We start from the raw sequence: 20,771 nt of genomic DNA on the forward strand, positions 1-20,771 counted from the left end.
ATTAAGAATTCAAACAGGTATAGCTTTCTAATTTTGAATTGCTGAGACCGGATACAGGCTCCTGAATTCATTTATGGGGTAGTTTTGAATTTTGAATTGATAATTTTGAATGGTCGCGAAGGGATTGATTTCTGGATAACGAAGGCTCATGTCGAACTCACGAAACTTAGTTTAAAAACGCTCTATAGACTCAAATTCCGTTGTTTTTCCGGCATTTGCTGCCTCTCCACAAGTCCGGGGTGTCGGAAATACCTTGCCTGGATTGGCTAAACCCTTGGGATTGAATACCTGATTAACCCATTTCATTGTTTCCAAGTCCGTATCCGTGAACATATCTGGCATAAAACAGTTCTTATCCGCACCAATCCCATGTTCCCCAGATATACTCCCCCCTGCTTTCACACAGAGTTTGAGGATTTCGCCACCAACATTTTCTACCTCTTCTAATGCCCCAGGCACCTTTTCATCGTACAAGATTAGGGGGTGTAGATTTCCATCACCGGCGTGGAATACGTTGGCTATTGTGTACCCAGATTTCTCGCTTAATGCCTCAATCTCCCTCAAAACCCCGGCTAACTCAGTGCGAGGAATCACCCCATCTTGGACGAAATAATTGGGGCTAATCTTCCCTGCCGCAGCAAAAGCCGCTTTGCGACCTTTCCATAATTTCAGGCGGGTTTCTTCGTCCCTAGCCGTGGTGATATTTCTTGCCCCATTCTGTTTACACAGTTGGGCAACCCGCTGTTTATTAGTGTCTACTTCTACCTTTAAGCCATCCAGTTCTACCAGCAATATTGCTCCAGCATCCCTCGGATAACAACCTGTTGCCACTACGTCCTCTACCGCATTGATGCTGAGATTATCCATCATTTCCATGCCCGCAGGAATGATCCCAGCACCAATGATGTCAGTAACCGCAGTACCAGCAGCTTCAATGCTAGTAAAGTCCGCTAGGAGGACACAAATTGATTCTGGTCTCTTGAGGATGCGCAGGGTAATTTCTGTAGCGATCCCCAAGGTGCCTTCAGAACCAACAAATAAGCCGGTTAGGTCGTAACCAGGCATTTCTTGAACTGATCCCCCTACATCCACAATTGAACCGTCAGGAAGAACCAATTTTAACCCCATGACGTGATTAGTGGTCACGCCATATTTTAGGCAATGGACACCACCAGAGTTCTCAGCCACATTGCCACCAATGGAACAAATAATTTGACTGGAGGGATCAGGGGCATAATAGAAACCCGCACCACTTACCGCTTGGGTCACCCAGTTGTTGATTAAGCCTGGTTGTACTACAATTCGCTGATTTTCCAGGTCAATGTCCAGGATACCCTTCATTAGGGCAGTGACAATCAACACACCATCTTCTATAGGTAGAGCACCACCGGATAATCCGGTGCCAGCCCCCCTTGCCACCCAAGGGATAGAATAGCGATCGCATATCTTAAGCACCTCTGAGACTTGTTCGGTAGTGCGTGGTAGCACTACTACCGCTGGTCGTTGGCGATAGCTGGCCAGACCATCACATTCATAGGTCAACAATTCTTCACGACGTTGAACCACACCATTTTTGCCTACTATCGCCACAAATTTCTTAATGATTGGGGTCCAGTCAGTCTTATGATTCGTCATGTTTCAATAGCGATAGAATAATGTGAACTACCTGACGTTGAAGACTTTCTAGTTTAAGGTGTGTGAACTACCTGATCTTGAAGACTTTCTAGTTTAAGGTGGTCGCTAATCACTTAAGCTAATCCCGTCAGCCGATTTTGATCAAACTTCTCAAAAGCGATGCAGAGGTGCGACCCGTGGCGAATTTAATTCGCCTACGGAAAACGCACCATTACGGTCTTGGGGGTTTCCCCCACTCGCTATTGCATCAAGAAAAGGTATTAATTATGAAGTATAACGTTTAATGTCTCCTATTTACCTTAATATTTACCTGGCCTGAAATGGGGTAAATAGTTTCGAACTCAATTGCTCATACCTCCTTCAGACTTCTTAGCCATATACCTTCTGGTGCCTTGAACCTACGGGAAGCTAGGGGGGGGGAACTTAGAACCCCTTCGGCGTATAGTCTACATACTTTAGTTAGAGTTTACCATTCCCAAATAATAGAGTTTACCATTCCCAAATAATTTTAATTTTGTAGTTGTGGATTCCTGCTTTTCATTCTTAACCCTTCATAAATCTGTCCCTACTGGTCAAGATACCTTGGCTGGTGGTATATCTCAAGTCACTATACGTGCTGCTCAATGTGAGGATATCAGCACTGTAGCAGATATTCTTGCAGATAGCTTTCACCCTCAAAAAGGGCTCATCAGCTGGCTTCACCCTCTATTAAGACTGGGTATTTACGAAGATTTGCGCCACAGACTGGGATCTAGTTTACCCCATTACCTGTGTTTAGTCGCCGTCACTACCGTTTCCGGTTCTGCTGGTACCAGTGACATGCTAGCTGGTACTGTAGAGCTAACACTCCGTTCTCGCTATTGCTGGCCAAAGCCCAACTGCCAACATCTTTACCTGTCCAATCTGGCTGTCAGAAAGTCTTGTCGGCGGCAAGGAGTCGGAGAAAATTTGCTCTTGGCTTGTGAGCAAACTGCCCTAGAATGGGGCTTTCAAGACCTCTACTTGCATGTTTTGGAAAACAATTATCAGGCCAGGCAACTTTATCTCAAGAGGGGATATGAACTGCATCGGGTAGAACCAAGCTATACCGGAGGATTGCTTAGGCTTCCCAAACGCCTGCTCTTACACAAGCAGATTAATCCTGCTGGTTTTAGTTCACCGGGTCAGAGTCTGTCTTAGTAGGCTGAATTTCGTCATAATGGAGTTATCAAGCTGACGAATAACACATACATTTGGTGATTTATCACATTGACAAAACAAACAAAATATGTAACACAACATTTTTGTTCAGACTATCTGTAGCAGAGTATCGTTTTTGGTAACAGATCAAAAAGGGGGTTATTGATAAAGCTTTCAAGAAAATTGTTGTTTGAAGACCTCGCCAGGGTCGAAATTTAGTTGATTTGTGTTACGGTCTACTTGTAAATCCCATGAAATCTACGGTACTAAACCACAAAAGTTGCTTTATACCGATAAATTGTAGCTATTGATACCAAATAATCTATAATTTAGGATCTAGCCATACAAAGTTTTGGTGTCTTGAAGCCATTTTGAGGTGTTTTTTGATAACTATAAACTTAGGTTAAACCCAAGTTTATAGTTGGAAATGGTAGTTGAACAAAACTTGACTCTCCCTTTTGTGTATTTTCAAAAATTTACAGCTATTTTAAGGAAAGCGGATCGGGGCTTTTAGCTTGGGTGCTTACCTGCTCTAAGATATTACGCCATATAGTTTCAGATGGAGAGTGAATACCAACACTATTACCAGATAGCTCTTTACCCAAAGGAGGTGGTTGGTCACAACCAGGGTCTCGCCAATCCTCAACCCCTAAGTGGCATGAACCAGGAAAGCCTGAACCTCTGCAAGAATAAGATGAGAGACTCACAGCCATCAGAAATTCTCTCGCAATTTCGGGATAAACAATTGTTAATTGTTAATAGTAGGCGTCGCAATGGCCTAATCATATATAAGCACTACCATGCAGAATTCGCAGGACCAGGTTCGGCTGTAGGAGGAATATTTGATCTTGATTGTCAGGGAGTAGTCCCAGTGGGCAATCTGTCTTTGGTTTCTCCAGAATCAGCTGAAGAGCGACGGCGTGCTTATTTGATTCGGCGGCAATGGATTCGACTGACTAAACAAATTACAGAAGATCCAAGTCCGATAAAACGAACCCAACAGATTCTTGAACAGTTTGAGGGATTTGGTTTTGATGCCAACACTATTGCCCAACTGCCAGATGAAGCCTTTGCTCTGCTGGTAGGGGTTTTGCCCTATACAATCAGGAAGGTACGTAACGCCCCTCACCATGAGCATTAAGTCTGGAATCCTTTGGCTGATGCTGATCGTCTCAATTGATTAGAAAATTTCTAAATTTAGATTTAGATCTCCGGAATCCCCCCAGCTCCGGGTCTCACGAAGCATTATTTAACAGAGTGCAATGATTAGAGCGACTAGCGCTATAGTAGGTAATGGGTAATGGGTAATGGGTAATGGATAAGAGATAATTTTGCCAACCCCCTACCTATCACCATTTACTGTTCACCATGGATTATCCTGGGTGCCATCAGATCAGCCTCTGTAGTTGGCGAATAGAGCAATTTCAGCTATAACAGCCCATCGGGTATTTGGCGGGCTTGTCGAAATAATGGAGATAGTTGATTAGTATCTTACTATCTAAACTATCTAAGGAATTGTCGGTGTTTAGCCACTTGGTTACTATGAATGATTTTGACATACTTAAAAAAACTATCGATCGCCTCAGAAGCGAACGAGATGATCTCAAGAAAGAACTAGATACCTACCGAAGTTATCTGGATAAGCGCTCTACAGATATCAGAGCTTTAATTTATACAGAATTACAACTATTTTCACCCAAAATAGCTGAGGAACTCAGGAAGGAATTTAGAACACAATTTCACCTAGTGATTGGCTTGTTGGTTTTTACTACCCTATTGACCACCGTCAGTGGTTTTGTAGTCATGTCTAGTCTTGTTGATAGTTCTGTAAAAGGACATCTAAAAAATCAAGAAGAACAACTTGATAAACTCAACAAACGTATAAATAATTCTCTATTTGATAACCGAGTTGATCTGCAAGGTCTTCAGCAACAAACTCAAACTATCAAAGCCCAAACTCAAGACTATCAAAAACAAGCTCAGTATCTAAATAGTAAGGTGCAAAGCTTAGATATCAACGCTTCTACTATAGAGAAAAAACTTAATGCTCTTCTAGAATCAGACCCAGTCGCCTTGGGAGATATAGTTGAACGGATCAATAACTTAACTCAAGATAGTAATCAGCTGATTACTATCTCTCGAAGTATCGAAGAAGTGGCTAGTTCACAGATTAGACTGGAGAGTGGAGAAATTTCTGTTAGGGAAGGGAATTTATCAAAGGGTGATGGCAGACGAAGAATATCAGGTGAGCAAAAGTTTAATACCAACTTTGCTTCTGAGCCTGTGGTTTATATTGCTTTAAACGACATCGATAGTGATAATGATGAAAATCTCCGATTAAAAGTTGATGTCACTGATGTCAACCGAGAGGGGTTTCATTATGTATTGGAAACCTGGGGAGACACGCGGGTTTACAGTGCTAATGCAAGTTGGTTTGCCTATGGCAAATAAATCAGATCTAGTCCGGTTTAATACTTACTAATTGAATGCTGTCTGTCAAGGAAAATGGATTCAGCGCTGCATCGCTATTTCCTATTCCCTATTGCCTGGGCGCAGCGCTATAGTTTTTCCACCGACGAATTCGGTCAGGGGAAATAGTTTTGCTTATCCCCTTTCCCTTGGTCTAGCCCTAACGTGAAATCAATAGACTACTGGTTTTCTTCTGGCGTGCCCTTGGTGTTACCCGGAGAAGAATTGTATATAGCGTCTAACTGTTGGCGAGCGTCTTCAACGGTCATTGACCGCATCACTAACAGCGGTTCATTGATAGGGTTGCCACTATCATCAAGCAGTTCCGGGTGCGGTACTGACTTAGCAGGAGATGGATTGGCATTCACTTGATTCCGACCCCATTGGGCGGGTGATTTTCCCGATGCTGAGAAAGAACGCTGGGAATCAAAACTCAAACTTAATAGGTTACGAATTAAATTTCCAATCGCTAAAAATGCTAGAACAGTAAAGGCAATTAGATAAATTAGGTGTAACATCGTATTATCCTCCCGACCGAATAGTTGGTCTTTAACTCCTTGTCTTGCTCAGGGATAAAAAACGGCTTTTTATAGGTGGTTAGTTAACCTTAACAAATGGTAGTCCACTATTTCCTCAATCATTTCCTGAATCTAGGTGCGTCAAGATTAGTCATTCCCTGAGGCCGCTGACTCGGATGCACCGGATGCCAATGATCGCCACCGGATTGCCACTCCCCAACATTCTCTCACTAATTGGTGCCATGGCATCATGGTAGAAAGTTCAACTCCTACTTGACCATCGGTAGCTTTAAAAAGCATTTTAGCTGTATTTACCTCCTGCTGGGCTTGCTTTACCCGCTTTAGTAGGTCAGATTGTTCCTCCGTGCTCAAAAAGGTGATATCTTCAGTTTCTAACAACGAAAGCGATCGCTCAAACCAGTAGTCAAAATCTACTAGTAGCGGTTCCAATATGGTTTTGAGTAACTCCGGTGTTGATGGCTGGGGTTGATCCATGATATTAAAACCGTTTATTTTTTCATAGTCTACTTTAATTATATTTACATTTTTTTACAATATGTGACATAACCCTTAACACTTGTCGGAGACTACTACCCCCTCAATATTGAATTGAGGGGTAATATCAAGTGCGGTTTAATACCCATCATCAAGACGATTGATGGTCACATGGTCAGATGGGGCAAATTGTGATATGGGGGAATTATCCGGACATGATCTAGAATGGACTTTGGCCAATTAGGCACCCTTCTACTATGCATCTATGCTATCCATTAAGTACCAAAACCATTAAGCCAACCCCCTAACCCCTAACCCCTTGCCCTAACCCTCAACACTAAATTGAGAGAGTACTACACCAAAAACATGTACTTTATCAAAAACTAAGGTTTGTATCATAGAGGGATAGCACAAAACTTGGTGTTACGGTCATCAGCTTTACCAAAAATTTTGGGTCTAAAGCCCCGTCCTTCGTTCGACGGCTTTTAGTTGACACTACTTTAGCGCCAGAGTATAATAGAAACATAGGGTACAGGCTGAAAAACCGCAGGCTGAGCCGGGAGAGAGACCCGTAACTTATTGACCTTAAAGTAGTAATGCCCGGAGGGTAGGGAATCTCCTCCTTAAAAACCCAATCATCAATTAACAGTTGGTGTGTGAACCCAGAAGAATCAAACTTTGATAAAAAAAACGGTACGGTGGGGCACACCGGAACCAGACGAAAGGAAGAGAAACAGACTTTGTAAGGCACTTCCAGAAAGTAGTTAAACCCCTAAGGAGAACTGCCCTCTGGGTCTATGGTGAATTGACTAGGAATTTGGTCTTGACGGATTCTCGGTTGAGTATTGTCTTGTTTTTGGCGGCGTCAAAAATGAGAACTCCATGGTTTAAGGCGGCTCGTTGATCTAGGAATCCCCGCGCCTAAAGGCCGGGGAGTGTCAATCAATTCCATAGAACAGTCACCGATGGTATACTCAGAAGCCTCCGAACAGCCTGAAAAAATTCATTTGCCCCGTACTAGCGAATCCGAGACCCTAAAAAGGCTCCGTCATACAACGTCCCATGTGATGGCAATGGCCGTCCAGAAGCTATTTCCGAAGGCTCAGGTGACTATTGGCCCTTGGATTGAAAATGGTTTTTATTATGATTTTGATCACCCAGAACCGTTTACTGAGCAAGACCTGAAGAAAATCCAAAAGGAAATGGTCAAAATCATTAAGCGGAAGCTTCCGGTAATTCGGGAAGAGGTGTCACGGGAAGAAGCTCAACAGCGGATCAAGGAACTGGGTGAACCCTATAAACTGGAAATTTTGGCAGATTTAGAAGACCCGATCTCGATTTACCACCTGGGGGATGAGTGGTGGGATTTGTGTGCTGGTCCCCATGTGGAAAATACCAGTGAAATCAACCCGAAGGCAATTCAATTGGAAAGTGTGGCTGGGGCTTACTGGCGAGGGGATGCGAGTAACACTCAACTCCAGCGCATTTATGGTACAGTTTGGGAAAATCCAGAGCAACTACAGGAATATAAGCGCCGTAAGCAAGAAGCCCTGAAACGGGATCACCGTAAGCTGGGTAAGGAACTGGGACTGTTTATTTTTTCTGACCCGGTTGGACCAGGATTACCCCTGTGGACCCCGAAAGGAACAGTTTTGCGTACCCTTTTGAAAGATTTCCTCACACAAGAACAGGTTAAACGAGGTTATCTACAAGTGGAGACACCCCATATTGGTCGAGTGGACTTGTTTAAGGTATCCGGTCACTGGCAGAACTATAAAGAGGATATGTTCCCGATGATGGCTGAGGATGAGGAAGCAGCAGCCACAGAACAAGGGTTTGTCCTAAAACCGATGAATTGCCCCTTCCATATCCAAATTTATAAGAGTGAATTGCGCTCCTACCGGGAGTTGCCCATGCGCTTGGCAGAGTTTGGAACAGTGTATCGCTATGAGCAATCTGGGGAACTGGGGGGGTTGACCAGGGTGCGCGGTTTCACGGTGGATGATTCTCACCTATTTGTGATGCCGGATCAGTTGGATCAGGAATTCCTCAATGTGGTGGATTTAATCCTCTCAGTGTTCAAAAGTCTGCAAATGAAGAACTTTAAAGCACGGTTGAGTTTCCGTGACCCGGCCTCGGATAAGTATATTGGTTCGGATCAGGCTTGGGAAAAAGCCCAATCAGCAATTCGCCGTGCTGTGGATACCTTGGGCATGGAATCCTTTGAAGCACCAGGGGAAGCGGCATTTTATGGCCCGAAACTGGACTTTATCTTCCAGGATATCCTGGACAGGGAATGGCAGTTAGGAACGGTACAGGTAGATTACAACTTGCCAGAACGATTTGATTTGGAGTATGTGGCAGAAGATGGTACTCGCCAACGCCCGATTATGATTCACCGTGCCCCCTTTGGATCCCTGGAGCGCCTAACTGGCATATTGATTGAACAGTATGGGGGAGACTTCCCCTTCTGGTTAGCACCAGTACAAGCACGATTGTTACCAGTAGGGGATGCACAGTTGCCTTTTGCTCAGGAAGTGGCAGCAAAAATGCGATCGCATGGGATTCGAGCAGAAGTCGATACCAGTGGGGAAAGGCTCGGTAAAGCAATTCGTAATGCCGAAAAGGCTAAAATCCCCGTGATGAGTGTGGTTGGTGCCAAGGAAGTCGAAGCCAATAGTTTGAATATTCGTACCCGTGCCGCTGGGGAGTTGGGCATGATGCCCATAGACCAGGTTGTAGAGAAGATGGAGCAGGCAAATCGGAATCGAGAGAATTTTTAGATTCTCAAGGGAGTAGGGGAAGAGAGTGAAGTGTGGGAGGTGTGGGAAGTGTGGGGAGATGGGGAGATGGGGAGATGGGGAGATGGGGAGATAGGGAGATAGGGAGATGGGGAGATAGGAAATATTTTTATAGGGTTTCTGATATTTATCAGGTACAGTCAATTTTCTTCCCCCCTCAAGATGCAGTTGCTAATGGGACAAACTACAACCGTTGCTGATGGGGAAACCCTCTCAGGTCGGCGCTGCATCTGTTGTGGAAAATTCTGCCCACACTCCCCCCTCTCCCCACACTCCCCTCTCTGCCCACACTCCCGATTCCCGATTCCCGATTCCCGATTCCCTTACCCCAGCCCTATATCTCTCCTCAAAGTATTTTTTACAACAACTTTATTCGTTTAAAGATTTAGTAAATTTTTAGTGAAGTAGCTCAATTACTTCGGATTGATATGTAATACTGTTTTTGGTAGATAAATCAGCCATCCATCTTAACTAGTTTATTGTTCTAATAGCTAGCAATTTAAAGTAGCAAAAGAAAAAACACCTAAGCTCAGGGGAGCACTTGATATCTAGTATTTTCATTTGAGACCTCTACTAGCATTGCTAGAAAAAGCGATGCAGCAATGTAGCTTGCTAGCGCAATAGTTTGCCCAATAGATTGGTTTTGGAAAACCTCCCGGTGCGCTTGACCCGTAATTTAATTCGCCACGGGTCGCACCGCTAGAAGCGAAGGTCACAAGAGGATCCAATAAGTTTTTGGTGCCAAGAAAAATCAGCATTAGCTTTCATGATCGATTTGGTTTTGGTAGATCACCTGGACTCTTGATTAACGACAGAATTCTTAGGGTTGCTGAATTGAAGTATGAATGCGCGATCATCTAGTTTTGTTAAAGCCCCCTGTTAAAGCCCCCGTGAGTCCCCCAACTTTGCGGTGCGACCCAAGGGCGATTTACTCGCCCTAGGAGGCGCGCACCGGGGGGGACTTTGGGAGTTTTGTTCCCCCCAAGCGAGCAATCCCTCGCTTGGGGGGCTAGGGGGGCAAAATCATACCCAGAATCAGCAACGCCAAGGAGATCAACCCAACATCAATAAACTGACACAGGACGATTAAAACTATTGTCCCAGAAAAAGCAGCTTGTTGAGTTTGAACAATAGTGCGACGCATTCCCCCACCTCGTTCAGGTGGGGGTTAAGGAGCAAGCCACAATGAAAAGCTTCGTCTCCGGGAACATTAATCAACCAATTATCATCTTATATTTTGTAGAATAAAATATTAGTTATAGGTTAGTTTGTTAGAAAGCGTGAAAACGCCGAATAAAATCATAAGAACCGATAAATGGCGACTTAATCCAACCCCCGATCAAAAACTACTGTTCGGGGAAACGGTTAAGGTATATCGCCGTGCTTGTCGGTACTTGGTCGGAATTATTTATACTCACTGGACTGAGCTAGGATGTTTGACTGCCGATCGCGTAGCGTGGCCTACGGCCAATCAGTTAACTCCTGCTGTCGAGCGGCTAATGCACCAAACGGCTAAGCGTCCTAACATTAAATACCCTCAGTTCAACAAAGCTTTCTACAAATTTCCTAGCTATTACCGTCGAGCTGCGATTGCATTTGCTGCCGGTCAAGTTAGTAGTTATGTAACCCGTTACCGCGAATGGCAATCAGGTACGCGAAAAAGGAGAAACAGCAAACCACCAAGGTTAAACGCTGAGACTGGCTGCTACCCCGCTCTGTATAAAGGACAGTGCTATAAACTACACGGTTTTAATCAAGTCGAAATCAAAGTCTTTGATGGCTCTGACTGGGTTTGGACTAGTGTTCAAATAACCGGACTAAGGGAACGCCATAAAGTAGCAACTAACAAATTGATGTCGCCTTCATTGGTATTCAATGAAAGATGTTGTCATTTGTCTGTTCCGTTCGCTTGCAAACCGGAAAAAAGAAAACCAGAAGCCAATGTAACTGCGGTAGATCTAGGAATTAATACCACCGCAACAATAGCAGTCGTAACCCACAGCGGCACTGTAATCCACAGGGAGTTCATACACCCGGGAAGAGACATAGACCGCAGGGACAAACGACTGAAATCCGTATCCGTACGGGCATCTAAAACGATGGGTAAGGGAGGAAAACTACACAAAGGTTTTTGCTCTTTGACCTATCAAAAATGCCGAAGAATCAATAACCAAATCGGCCATATCGTTTCTAAGCGAATTGTTGAGATTGCTGAAAAATTCAACTCGGAAGCAATCGTATTTGAGAACCTCAAGGGATGGAAGCCAAAAGGTGGGCGGAAGAGGTCTAATCTCCGTCAACGCTTCCACGGATGGCTCAAATCTAAAATTCGCGATTTTACTGAAATGAAATGGGCTGAATTAGGAGGGAAAGTAATTGAGGTTGTGGCGGCTTACACCTCGAAGCTTGCCTATGATGGTTCAGGTACAGTCAAACGTAATTCCAAAAATTATGCTCTAGCAACTTTCTCTTCAGGAAAGCGGTTCAATGCCGTTCGCGTAGCGTGGCCTACGGCCAATCTTAATGGCGCTTACAATATCGGAGCTAGAGGCGTGTTTAAACTCGTTCGCAGAAATGGCAACGGGGGTCGTTCCAGCAAAAGATCTCGACGACCGCCTAGAAGCTGGGCTTGTCTCTGTGACTTGTGGACTAGCGGTAGTCTCAGGTTAGCATAGGACACCCCCACCTGGCCTATGGCCACGCTACGCGAACGGTGAAACCAGGTGGGGGAAGCTTCATTAAATTAGATAAACATTATGAATATTCCCAACGATCAATTCTGGACTCAATCCGTATTTCCTTCCGGAGGCAATGAAGCCTATGACCGCTTCGGCACTAGCTTAACTGGAGGAGATTTCAATGGTGATGGTCGGGGTGACTTGGCTATAGGTACACCCAACGAAGATGTTGGTGGGGAAACCAACAGAGGTAAAGTCAATGTCCTCCGAGGATCTTCAACAGGCTTAACTAGCTTTGGTAGCCAATTGTGGAACCAGGACAATCTTGCTGGCAGTTCAACTGAAGCTTTCGATCGCTTCGGAGATACCCTGATCTCAGGGGACTTTAATGGGGATGGTTACGATGACTTAGCTGTAGGCACCCCTTACGAAGATTGGGGATCGACTACAAATACCGGCATAGTTAACATTATCAATGGTTCTTTCTTTGGTCTGACCAGCACTGGTAACAAATTCTTCACCCAGACAGCCTTTCCTCAGGGGGGTGATGAAGCAGGTGACCGCTTTGGTAGCAGCTTGGCTGCGGGAGATTTTGACGGGGATGGCTATGATGACCTGGCTATCGGTGCTCCTTATGAAGATATTGATGGGAACAGTGACGTAGGTAAAGTCAATGTCCTCCAAGGATCTTCAACAGGTTTAACTAGCTTTGGTAGCCAATTGTGGGAGCAAAACAATCTTAGTGGTAGTTTTAATGAAGCTTTCGATCGCTTTGGAGAGACCCTAACTTCAGGGGACTTTAATGGGGATGGTTATGATGACTTAGCTGTAGGAACGCCTCACGAGGATTTGGGATCGATTAAAGATACTGGCATAGTTAACATTATCAATGGTTCTTTCTTCGGTCTGAGGAGCACTGGTAACAAATTCTTTACCCAGACGGCCTTTCCTCAAGGGGGTGATGAAGAAGGTGACCGCTTTGGTAGCAGTTTAGCTGCGGGAGATTTCGACGGGGATGGCTATGATGACCTGGCTATCGGTGCTCCTTATGAAGATTTGACCAATGGGAACGTAACCGATGGAGGTAAAGTTAATACCCTCTATGGTTCTGTAACAGGCTTGACTACCACTGGTAGCCAACTCTGGACTCAAGACGATCTCATTGGCAGCAACCCTGAAAGATTTGACCGCTTCGGAACTACCTTAGCTGTGGGCGACTTTAACAAGGACGGTTACGATGACTTAGCCGTGGGAAGTCCCTATGAAAATATCAATTCAATCACTGATGCTGGGGCTGTAAACATTATCTACGGTTCCGTCTTTGGTTTGACTACTACTGGCAACCAGTTCTGGACCCAAGATAGTTCTGGCGTTAACGATATAGCTGAGAGGTACGATAACTTTGGATCTAGCTTGGCGGTGCAGGACTTCAATGGGGACGGCTACGATGACTTAGCCATAGGAGTTCCTGGTGAAGACCTCGGAAGTATTATCAATTCTGGTGCTACTCAAATCCTCTATGGCTCAGCAATCGGTCTAGTTGTGTAGAGCAGCTTGTTTATAGCAGTATTTAGCTAGGGAACAGCGGATCACCGGAACAGGGAACAGGGAATCCTGTGTACCTGATTAGACTAAAAAAAGCTATACTCCCGATTCCCGACTCCCGTTCCCCTCCTGGGAGGGGTTAGGGGTGGGTTCCGATTCCCGATTCCCGATTCCCGATTCCCCATTCAACAGTTCTGGTAAAACCCCATCACACAATTTGCGATCGCTTTCACTCAAGGTCGGATTATGGTTCAAATAGTCCCTGATCCAATAGCACCCCTTCACCAATAAATCCTTTAAATCAGAGCTTAAATCAGAGGTAGTGGTATGACTCCCCCTGGTAACTATCCCCTGTCCAGGTTTTACACCTAGGACTGTACTGTCATTAATCGGTCCGCCAACGGTTTTGATTTCTGTACCATCGATATTCCAGATTTTAGCAGTACCATCTTCACTGACCGATACCAAAGTTTCACCATCAGCCAGGAAACAGGCATTGCACACAGGAGCAAGATGTCCTTTTAGGGTTTTGAATTCCTTACCATCACGAGTCCAAAGCTTTACCGTTCTATCAGCACTAACTGAAGCAATAATTTGACTGTCTGGACTAAAAACAACACCTCTAACTCCTGCTTGATGTCCTTGTAAGGTAGTGATCAGTTTACCATCCAAACTCCATAATTTCACCGTTTTATCAGCACTAGCGGAAGCCATAATTTCACCATCCCCACTGAATCTCAAACAGACTATTTTTAGACTATGGGCTGGAATCGGATCGATTAAGCTACCATCAAGATGCCAACGTTTAATGGTTTTATCTTCTCCAGCGGAAGCCAGCATTTGACCATCCTGACTGAATCTAATGGTATAGATTTTAGCAATATGACCGTTAAGAGTATTTAAGAGTACTCCCTTATCCTGTCCATACTTATCATCAATCCCCCACAGCTTGATAATTCTGTCATTACCCGCAGAGGCCAGGATTTTACCATCAGGACTAAAACTTAGACTCCTGATACTCAGACCATGGGCTGGAAAGGTTTGCAGTAAGGCTCCATTAAGATGCCAAATTTTAATGATACCATCCACACTAGCAGTGGCTAATAGTTTTGCTTTAGGACTAAAACTGACACTCCTGACACTAGCTTGATGTCCTGAAAATGTTCTGAGTAATGTGCCTTCTAAATTCCATAGTTTCACTGTTTTATCTTCACTAGCTGAAGCATACTGCTGACCGGTAGAATTAAAACAAAAGCCGATAAGTTTACCAGTATGGCTTTGCTGAGTATTCAGTCCAATGCCCTTAAGACTCCAAAGTCTGATAGTTTTATCTACACTAGCAGAAGCCAGTAGCCGTCCATCGGGGCTGAAACTTACCCCACACACAGACCCTTTGTGTCCTCGTAAGGTCTTGAGCTTAATGCCATCAAGGTTATACAGTCGAATTCGATTATCTTTACTTGCTAGTGCTAATAGTTGACCATCGGGACTAAATCTAACCCGATAGACTGGCAAGCCATAATTATCGATGGAGTTGAGTTCTTTGCCATCTATATTCCAGAGTTTAGCGGTACCGTCCCAACTCCCGGAAGCCAGCATCTGACCATCTGGACTAAAGCAGACACTCAAGACACCCCTAGCATGACGATTGAAAATTTTGGGCCAACTACTGTGTAAATTCCAGAGCTTGATAGTGCCATCTTCACTAGCGATCGCAAGGGATTTACCATCAGGACTAAAACTAATCCCAAAGTTAGCAGGACCAAACCTGGTCAGGGTTTTAATCCGAGTACCATTAGGATGCCAGAGCTGGATCGTGCCATCCTTACTAGCAGCAGCAATGGTTTGACCATCGGGACTAAAACTAATGTTGAAAACTTGGTTTTTATGACCTCTGAGAGTTTTCAGTAACCTACCATCCCGTTGCCAGAGTTTGATGGTGCTATCAGCACTAGCAGAGGCAAACATCTCACCATTGGGACTAAAGTTAATGCTAAACACTTGCTCCTTGTGGCCCCGACAGCTTGTCAAAGCTTTCCCATCAATTCCCCAAATCCTGATCGTGCCATCTTCACTAGCAGAGGTAATTAGTTTACCATCAGGACTTAAACAAACACCAAATACTCCCGCATTATGTCCTTCCAAACGATTGCACTCTTGCAAGTTATTGATAATTTCCTGAAGCTGATTGACTTGTTGCTGTTTGATATCAGGAGTAACCTCTGTGGTGAGTAATCGTTTACCAGCTTTTACACTAGCGACCAATGCTCCTAACTGGTCGTGGGAAGATAGTAGAGCTTGAGATAGAGAATTAAGGGCTTTAATTTCTGCAATTTCTGCTCGTCTTCGTTCCTCTTGTTCTTGATGGAGTGCTTGCTTTAGTTCTTCTTTGGTGAGTTTTAACTCCGCTAGGATTTGAGGCTCTTGTCCTTGGCGAATAAATGATACTAAATAATCATGAACTAACTGATAACGATCAGCGGGGTATTCTGGCACTTCAAAGACTAACCCAGAACCCACTAGCACTTCTAATCCTAAATCTAGTTGCTCCTCTTCTAAGTCCAAATCTTCCGCTAATTCAGCCTTAGTCTTTAGGGGCCGCATCCCGTTTTCATCGGTAAGCAAATACAAAACAAGTTTAGTGATTCGTTCGTTCTCTTCACCACAGTCTTTAATAGCTGTTTCTAGGTATCGTTCAACCAGTTTTTCCTTAGGACCTTTGGCTATATAATCTGCTAAGGTGGTAATTTTTTCCGCTTGGAGCTGAGCTCCTACCACTTGCAATTCAATGGGGAGCACCTCATTGGTATCTCCTGCTAAATCCTTAACTAAGGCATCCGTTAGCTTTGGCTCTAGAGAAAATGCCGTGTGTTCAGTTAAGCTTTGAATAACTGATTGAGCTTGCTTTGGGGAAAAGTTACCGAGATAGTAAAGAATTGTTTTATCTAAAATATTGTTGTTGATGACATCTAAGTTAATTAGACGGTTACACTCTAACAAATAATGAATGTCATCTTCTCGAAGGGATAAAATAATTTTAACATAGGGAATATTCAAACAATTCTTCAGGAAGTCATAGAAAACCAGTCGTTGTTTTATGTCTTTGGCAGCAAAGAAAAATTCTTCAAATTGGTCAAAGACTAAAACCACTAGGATATTTTCTTCTGTTATTTTCCAGAATGTCTTGAGAATTGCGCTTGTTGTTTCGAGAGTATTAGCCTGATAGTTAATCAGGTGTTTTTCGGCCAGAGACTTGGCTAAGGCTTTCCCAAATTCCGGAATCCAATCGGTATAAACTTGCTGGAAAACCGTTAAAACCTCACGGGAGCCAATGGTTTTTTGTTTCAAAGTGGGAATTAACCCAGCTTGGACAAGGGAACTTTTACCTACTCCTGATTGACCATAAATTACCGTTAGTTTATGGTCACTACGGCCCATACGTTGCATTAAGCGATTAACATCCCCTTGTCTACCAGAGGCCGCAATGGCTGGGGTCACAGAATTGTGGTATTCTAGATCTGGTAATGCTGGGTTAGTTACCTGTTGTTTAGGCTGCAATCGACCAGCACCAATAAAGGCTCGAAAATTGTACTGCTGCTCAATGGAGCGTCGTTCTTGTTTAACCCGAAAAGCAGTCAAATAGTTACCTTGTTGGCAGTAGCACTGGCGCAATTCTTCTAAAATCCGAATGTAAAGGTCTGGATCATACTGGGGTTTGGTTCTGGCTTTAGCCGTTTCCAGAGTTGTCAGACTGTCTTGGATTTTAGCTTGCTGCTGTTGCTGTTGCGATCGCGCGGCCCCACGATGCGATCGCGCTAGAGACAATAAATACCAACCTTGGTGAAATGAGCGCTCCCAATCACAATCGGTATCGAGTGAGCATGAGGTTGGTGTACAGAATTCAGACAATGCCTCTTCTAAGATTGACAGAGCCTGTTGGGCTAACTGTTGCGCGTTAGTCCAATCAGATTTCCATAAAGCAACTTCTGCTAAAAAGCCATAGGCTCGCGCTAGTCTAAAGGGATTACCATAGGTTTGATGGAGAGTCAAGGCTGTGTTAGCAACCGCCTCCAACTCATCCCACTGTCCCAGTCGTTGCAGTACTTCTGCCCAAGGATTAATAAACTTGGCAACTAAGTCTGGTCGCTGAGCCTGTTCAAAGACCTTAATACATTGCTGATAATACTCTGCGGCATGACCACAAGCCACTTTATGTTCAGCCCGATGTCTCTCACCATAGGTACGCCACCATAATCCTAAATAATACAGTAAGCATCCAATCCGCTCTGATGAGGAGGTGAATGTTTGGGGTTTTCCCTCGGTTGCCCTGGCCTCTGGCTCAATCTGCTGCCAAAGGGCTAAACTACGCTGATAATGTTCCAGAGACTCTTGTGATGACCCATCACCGGCACGACCCAAGACAAATTCTAAACTGGCTTCTAACGGTGGGTCTAATCTGACTTTACGATGGTTTAGCTCATTCTGGGCTGACTTTAACTCGGTGCGGCGAGTCGAACCAATGCCCAAATTCAAGTCATCATTGTCTAGAAATCTACCAGCACCAGAGTTTAATACTTTGCCATAGACCTGATTGACGGTTTGCTCGATAAAATCAATTAACTCATCCGTTGCCATCTCAAAGCCAATGGGAGTAGCAGCCCAACTGGTGAAATCTGGTGCTACTCGTCTGAGCTTGTGTTGGACCTGATCGGTTACCCATAACACCAGGGGGAAGGGGAACGTTTTGCGAAATTCATCCCGTGCATTATTGGTAGAAACCAATAGCCGATCAATATCCTTGACTAATTCCAAATTGTGAACAATCACGGCATTGGGTAGTTCTGAAGTCAGTTCCGCTTGAACATTGCTATAGAGGTTAAGAGCCGATGAGGCCAAAGCCCTGGAGTGAAACTTAATCTGGTAGTGTTCTGTCAGTTGTTGTGTTAATCGCTGCCGCAATGATTGATAATTACAACGGGCTAAAATCAGAGAAAATTGTCCCTGAGAAAATGCGATCGCCCGTGCTAGCATTCTTAATGATTCATTGTTATTGTCATTGAAATCTTTGGGTTGGACGGTCATATTCATTCCAACTGTTGTGCTTCTGCCAAAATCGGATTTACGCCCTGACCATCCCCTCTGCTGATCTTGGTCGCCATGGAGCGCGTTCATGGGGGGGTTTCTACCATGAGTGACTACTGCTAACCCTTAGGGTTCCCTCCCTTGGGCAACGGTTGTGCTTTCCAAGGGTAGCGCGTTCGCGTAGCGTGGCCGAAAGGCCATTGTTTTATGACAAGGGTTTGATAGGGATCTTCATCTTTTACTCGCCTTTGCTGCAACACCTGAAACAGTCATTCCCATTCATCATCGGTAACCGCTGGCACCAGAATCTTCCGTTCCTTTCTGATTACCTTTTCCAAACAACTCCCTCTTGGAAGTGGATATATTATACCACGTTTTTTTGGTTGAAGGTTGAAGGTTGGTTGATTGAAGGTTGGTTGATTGAAGGTTGGTTGGTTGAAGGTTGGTTGATTGAAGGTTGGTTGGTTGAAGGTTGGTTGGTTGAAGGTGGTTTGGTTGAAGGTTGAAGAGGGTTTGCTGGTTTGGTTCTGGGTCGGATTACCATATATAGCAGAAGTCAGAAGTCAGAAGTCATTTGTCAGAAGTCAAACTCTTGCGCTTCTTGATGCAGTCGCTCATGGGGGAAACCCCCAAGACCGCGCTGCATCGCTTACAAAGGGTGTGAGACTTTTGTCATGTCCTAACTGCCCTGGCGACTGCTATAGCACTACCCATTCAGATGTTTGACATTCCTAAACTCCGAAACTTAGTCATAGCTTACTTGCGGACTTGCGGACTTGCGGACTTGCGGACTTGCGCGTAGCGCTATATCAGATCATAGCCGTTGCCATGGGATCTGATATGGTAGGCAAGGTTAGAAGAATATAAGTTGTCACCGCAATAGTTTAGGAGTAAAACGATGGCACTAGTTAATTCGACAATGTTGCCCTTAGGTACCAAAGCACCAGAGTTTCAGTTACCGGATGCGGTGTCTGGCGAGACGATTTCCTTAGAGACCTTTGCCGGTAAGCAGGGGTTACTGGTCATGTTTATCTGCCGCCATTGTCCTTTTGTTAAACATGTACAGGGAGAATTGGCCAAGCTAGGGAAAGACTATGCCGATGCTAATATCGGTATGGTGGCGATTAGCGCTAATGATGCGGATAATTACCCGGATGATGCTCCCGATAAACTTAAGGAAATGGCTCAGGAGCTGGGATTCACTTTTCCCTTCTGTCATGATCAAAGTCAGGAAACCGCTCAGACCTATACAGCTGCTTGTACCCCAGATTTTTTTGTATTCGATGCTAACCAAGAGCTAGTTTACCGAGGTCAATTGGATGATAGTCGTCCTAGTAATGGGATACCAGTTACCGGTAAGGATTTACGAGCAGCTATTGATGCGGTGCTAGGGTCGCAACCAGTGAATTCTGAGCAAAAGCCTAGTATTGGTTGCAATATTAAGTGGAAACCGGGGAATGAACCGGCTTATTTTGGTGTTTGAGATGTTTCTGAATTGAGAATGAAGAATGAAGAATGTAGAATGTAGAATGTAGAATGTAGAATGTAGAATGTAGAATGTAGAATGTAGAATGTAGAATGTAGAATTAATAATTTATAAGAATGTAGAATGTAGAATGTAGAATGCAGAATTCAGGGTGTTGCTGAATCAAGGAATGAATAGAAGTAGAGTGGGCATCCTGCCCGCCCGAAAATATATTGAAACTGGCAAGATGCCAGTTCCACGCCTGATGCCCATTCCACAGGTGCGACCCAAGGCCGCGAGGGATTGCTCGCGGCCTTGGAGGCGCGCACCTACTCTTAAAATCATTCCATTATTAAGCAACGCCGAATGCCGAATTCTAAATTCTAAATTCTAAATTCTAAATTCTAAATTCTAAATTCTAAATTCTAAATTCTAAATTCTAAATTCTAAATTCTAAATTCTAAATTCTAAATTCTAAATCTGGGGGGGCGACGAAAATAGTTATAAAGCAGACAGGACAAGCGATTTAGCTCTCATTCCTCGTAAATAATACTTCCATTTATTACGATTAAGTCTCATTAATTCTCGTACTAAATTAATACACTCATCGCTAAAACTGACCCAATTTTGAGCATATAATCCTATATAAAAACTACTGTGTCGTCGTTGTGAACGGCCATCTTCTTTTACTCTGCCGATATATTTTTATTCTAATTCGATAGAGATATTTTGTTTTATACCGATTCCCGATTCCCGATTCCCGATTCTCGATTCCCGATTCCCGATTACCAATTCCCGATTCCCGATTCCCGATTCCCGATTCCCGATTCCCGATTCCCGATTCCCGATTCCCGATTCCCGATTCCCGATTCCCGATTCCCTACTCCGATTAACCATTGACAAA

Annotated in this window: 16 protein-coding genes and 1 pseudogene; 10 read left to right on the top strand and 7 right to left on the bottom strand. The window is 44.2% G+C overall.

Annotation, left to right across the window (positions count from 1 at the left end):
* Window positions 1-171 precede the first annotated feature (171 nt).
* Window positions 172-1,635, bottom strand: coding sequence for a glycolate oxidase subunit GlcD (gene glcD / locus F6K63_RS08305; RefSeq protein WP_287311620.1), 1,464 nt, complete (start codon window positions 1,633-1,635; stop codon window positions 172-174).
* A 522-nt stretch (window positions 1,636-2,157) separates the two neighbouring features.
* Here glcD and F6K63_RS08310 point away from each other — a divergent pair.
* The 3 genes from F6K63_RS08310 to F6K63_RS08320 all read left to right on the top strand — a co-directional run bounded on the left by F6K63_RS08310 (window position 2,158) and on the right by F6K63_RS08320 (window position 5,265).
* Window positions 2,158-2,814: a GNAT family N-acetyltransferase gene (locus tag F6K63_RS08310; RefSeq protein WP_008179539.1), complete on the top strand. Its 657-nt coding sequence runs from the start codon at window positions 2,158-2,160 to the stop codon at window positions 2,812-2,814.
* A 559-nt stretch (window positions 2,815-3,373) separates the two neighbouring features.
* Complete coding sequence (locus F6K63_RS08315) at window positions 3,374-3,955, top strand: hypothetical protein (RefSeq protein ID WP_008179536.1); 582 nt, start codon at window positions 3,374-3,376, stop codon at window positions 3,953-3,955.
* Window positions 3,956-4,356: 401 nt separating this feature from the next.
* On the top strand, window positions 4,357-5,265 hold the full coding sequence (locus F6K63_RS08320; protein WP_008179535.1) for an H-type lectin domain-containing protein: 909 nt from the start codon (window positions 4,357-4,359) through the stop codon (window positions 5,263-5,265).
* A gap of 197 nt (window positions 5,266-5,462) precedes the next feature.
* On the opposite strand, the gene F6K63_RS08325 is transcribed toward F6K63_RS08320, so the two are convergent.
* Window positions 5,463-5,801: a DUF2973 domain-containing protein gene (locus F6K63_RS08325; protein ID WP_008179531.1), complete on the bottom strand. Its 339-nt coding sequence runs from the start codon at window positions 5,799-5,801 to the stop codon at window positions 5,463-5,465.
* A gap of 147 nt (window positions 5,802-5,948) precedes the next feature.
* On the bottom strand, window positions 5,949-6,296 hold the full coding sequence (locus tag F6K63_RS08330) for a DUF2605 domain-containing protein (RefSeq protein ID WP_008179530.1): 348 nt from the start codon (window positions 6,294-6,296) through the stop codon (window positions 5,949-5,951).
* A gap of 965 nt (window positions 6,297-7,261) precedes the next feature.
* Between F6K63_RS08330 and thrS the strand changes: the two genes are divergently transcribed.
* The 5 genes from thrS to F6K63_RS08355 all read left to right on the top strand — a co-directional run bounded on the left by thrS (window position 7,262) and on the right by F6K63_RS08355 (window position 13,323).
* Entirely contained in the window at window positions 7,262-9,079 is a 1,818-nt protein-coding gene (gene thrS, locus F6K63_RS08335) for a threonine--tRNA ligase (protein WP_287311622.1), read from the top strand.
* Between the two features lie 32 nt (window positions 9,080-9,111).
* Entirely contained in the window at window positions 9,112-9,297 is a 186-nt protein-coding gene (locus tag F6K63_RS08340; RefSeq protein WP_008184614.1) for a hypothetical protein, read from the top strand.
* Window positions 9,297-9,497: a hypothetical protein gene (locus F6K63_RS08345; protein WP_287311625.1), complete on the top strand. Its 201-nt coding sequence runs from the start codon at window positions 9,297-9,299 to the stop codon at window positions 9,495-9,497. Before F6K63_RS08340 ends, F6K63_RS08345 begins: the two co-directional genes overlap by 1 nt.
* 880 nt (window positions 9,498-10,377) lie before the next feature.
* Complete coding sequence (locus F6K63_RS08350; protein WP_287311627.1) at window positions 10,378-11,772, top strand: IS200/IS605 family accessory protein TnpB-related protein; 1,395 nt, start codon at window positions 10,378-10,380, stop codon at window positions 11,770-11,772.
* A gap of 81 nt (window positions 11,773-11,853) precedes the next feature.
* Window positions 11,854-13,323 (top strand): FG-GAP-like repeat-containing protein, encoded by a 1,470-nt coding sequence (locus tag F6K63_RS08355; RefSeq protein ID WP_287311629.1) that lies wholly within the window; start codon window positions 11,854-11,856, stop codon window positions 13,321-13,323.
* Between the two features lie 93 nt (window positions 13,324-13,416).
* Here F6K63_RS08355 and F6K63_RS08360 read toward each other — a convergent pair whose 3' ends face one another.
* From F6K63_RS08360 to F6K63_RS08370, 3 genes are all read right to left on the bottom strand, one after another.
* Window positions 13,417-18,492: a WD40 domain-containing protein gene (locus F6K63_RS08360; protein ID WP_287311630.1), complete on the bottom strand. Its 5,076-nt coding sequence runs from the start codon at window positions 18,490-18,492 to the stop codon at window positions 13,417-13,419.
* Window positions 18,493-18,521: 29 nt separating this feature from the next.
* On the bottom strand, window positions 18,522-18,659 hold the full coding sequence (locus tag F6K63_RS08365) for a hypothetical protein (RefSeq protein ID WP_154659796.1): 138 nt from the start codon (window positions 18,657-18,659) through the stop codon (window positions 18,522-18,524).
* Between the two features lie 107 nt (window positions 18,660-18,766).
* Window positions 18,767-18,946: a hypothetical protein gene (locus F6K63_RS08370; RefSeq protein ID WP_154659797.1), complete on the bottom strand. Its 180-nt coding sequence runs from the start codon at window positions 18,944-18,946 to the stop codon at window positions 18,767-18,769.
* A 354-nt stretch (window positions 18,947-19,300) separates the two neighbouring features.
* Here F6K63_RS08370 and F6K63_RS08375 point away from each other — a divergent pair, with 354 nt between their 5' ends.
* Entirely contained in the window at window positions 19,301-19,885 is a 585-nt protein-coding gene (locus F6K63_RS08375; protein WP_287311632.1) for a thioredoxin family protein, read from the top strand.
* 483 nt (window positions 19,886-20,368) lie between these two features.
* On the opposite strand, the pseudogene F6K63_RS08380 reads toward F6K63_RS08375, so the two are convergent.
* Window positions 20,369-20,572, bottom strand: a pseudogene (locus tag F6K63_RS08380) (IS4 family transposase); the annotation flags it as partial.
* Window positions 20,573-20,596: 24 nt separating this feature from the next.
* Between F6K63_RS08380 and F6K63_RS08385 the strand changes: the two are divergent.
* Window positions 20,597-20,767: a hypothetical protein gene (locus tag F6K63_RS08385; RefSeq protein WP_287311645.1), complete on the top strand. Its 171-nt coding sequence runs from the start codon at window positions 20,597-20,599 to the stop codon at window positions 20,765-20,767.
* Window positions 20,768-20,771 lie beyond the last annotated feature (4 nt).

This window comes from Moorena sp. SIO1G6, from assembly GCF_010672795.1.
Lineage (GTDB): Bacteria > Cyanobacteriota > Cyanobacteriia > Cyanobacteriales > Coleofasciculaceae > Moorena > Moorena producens.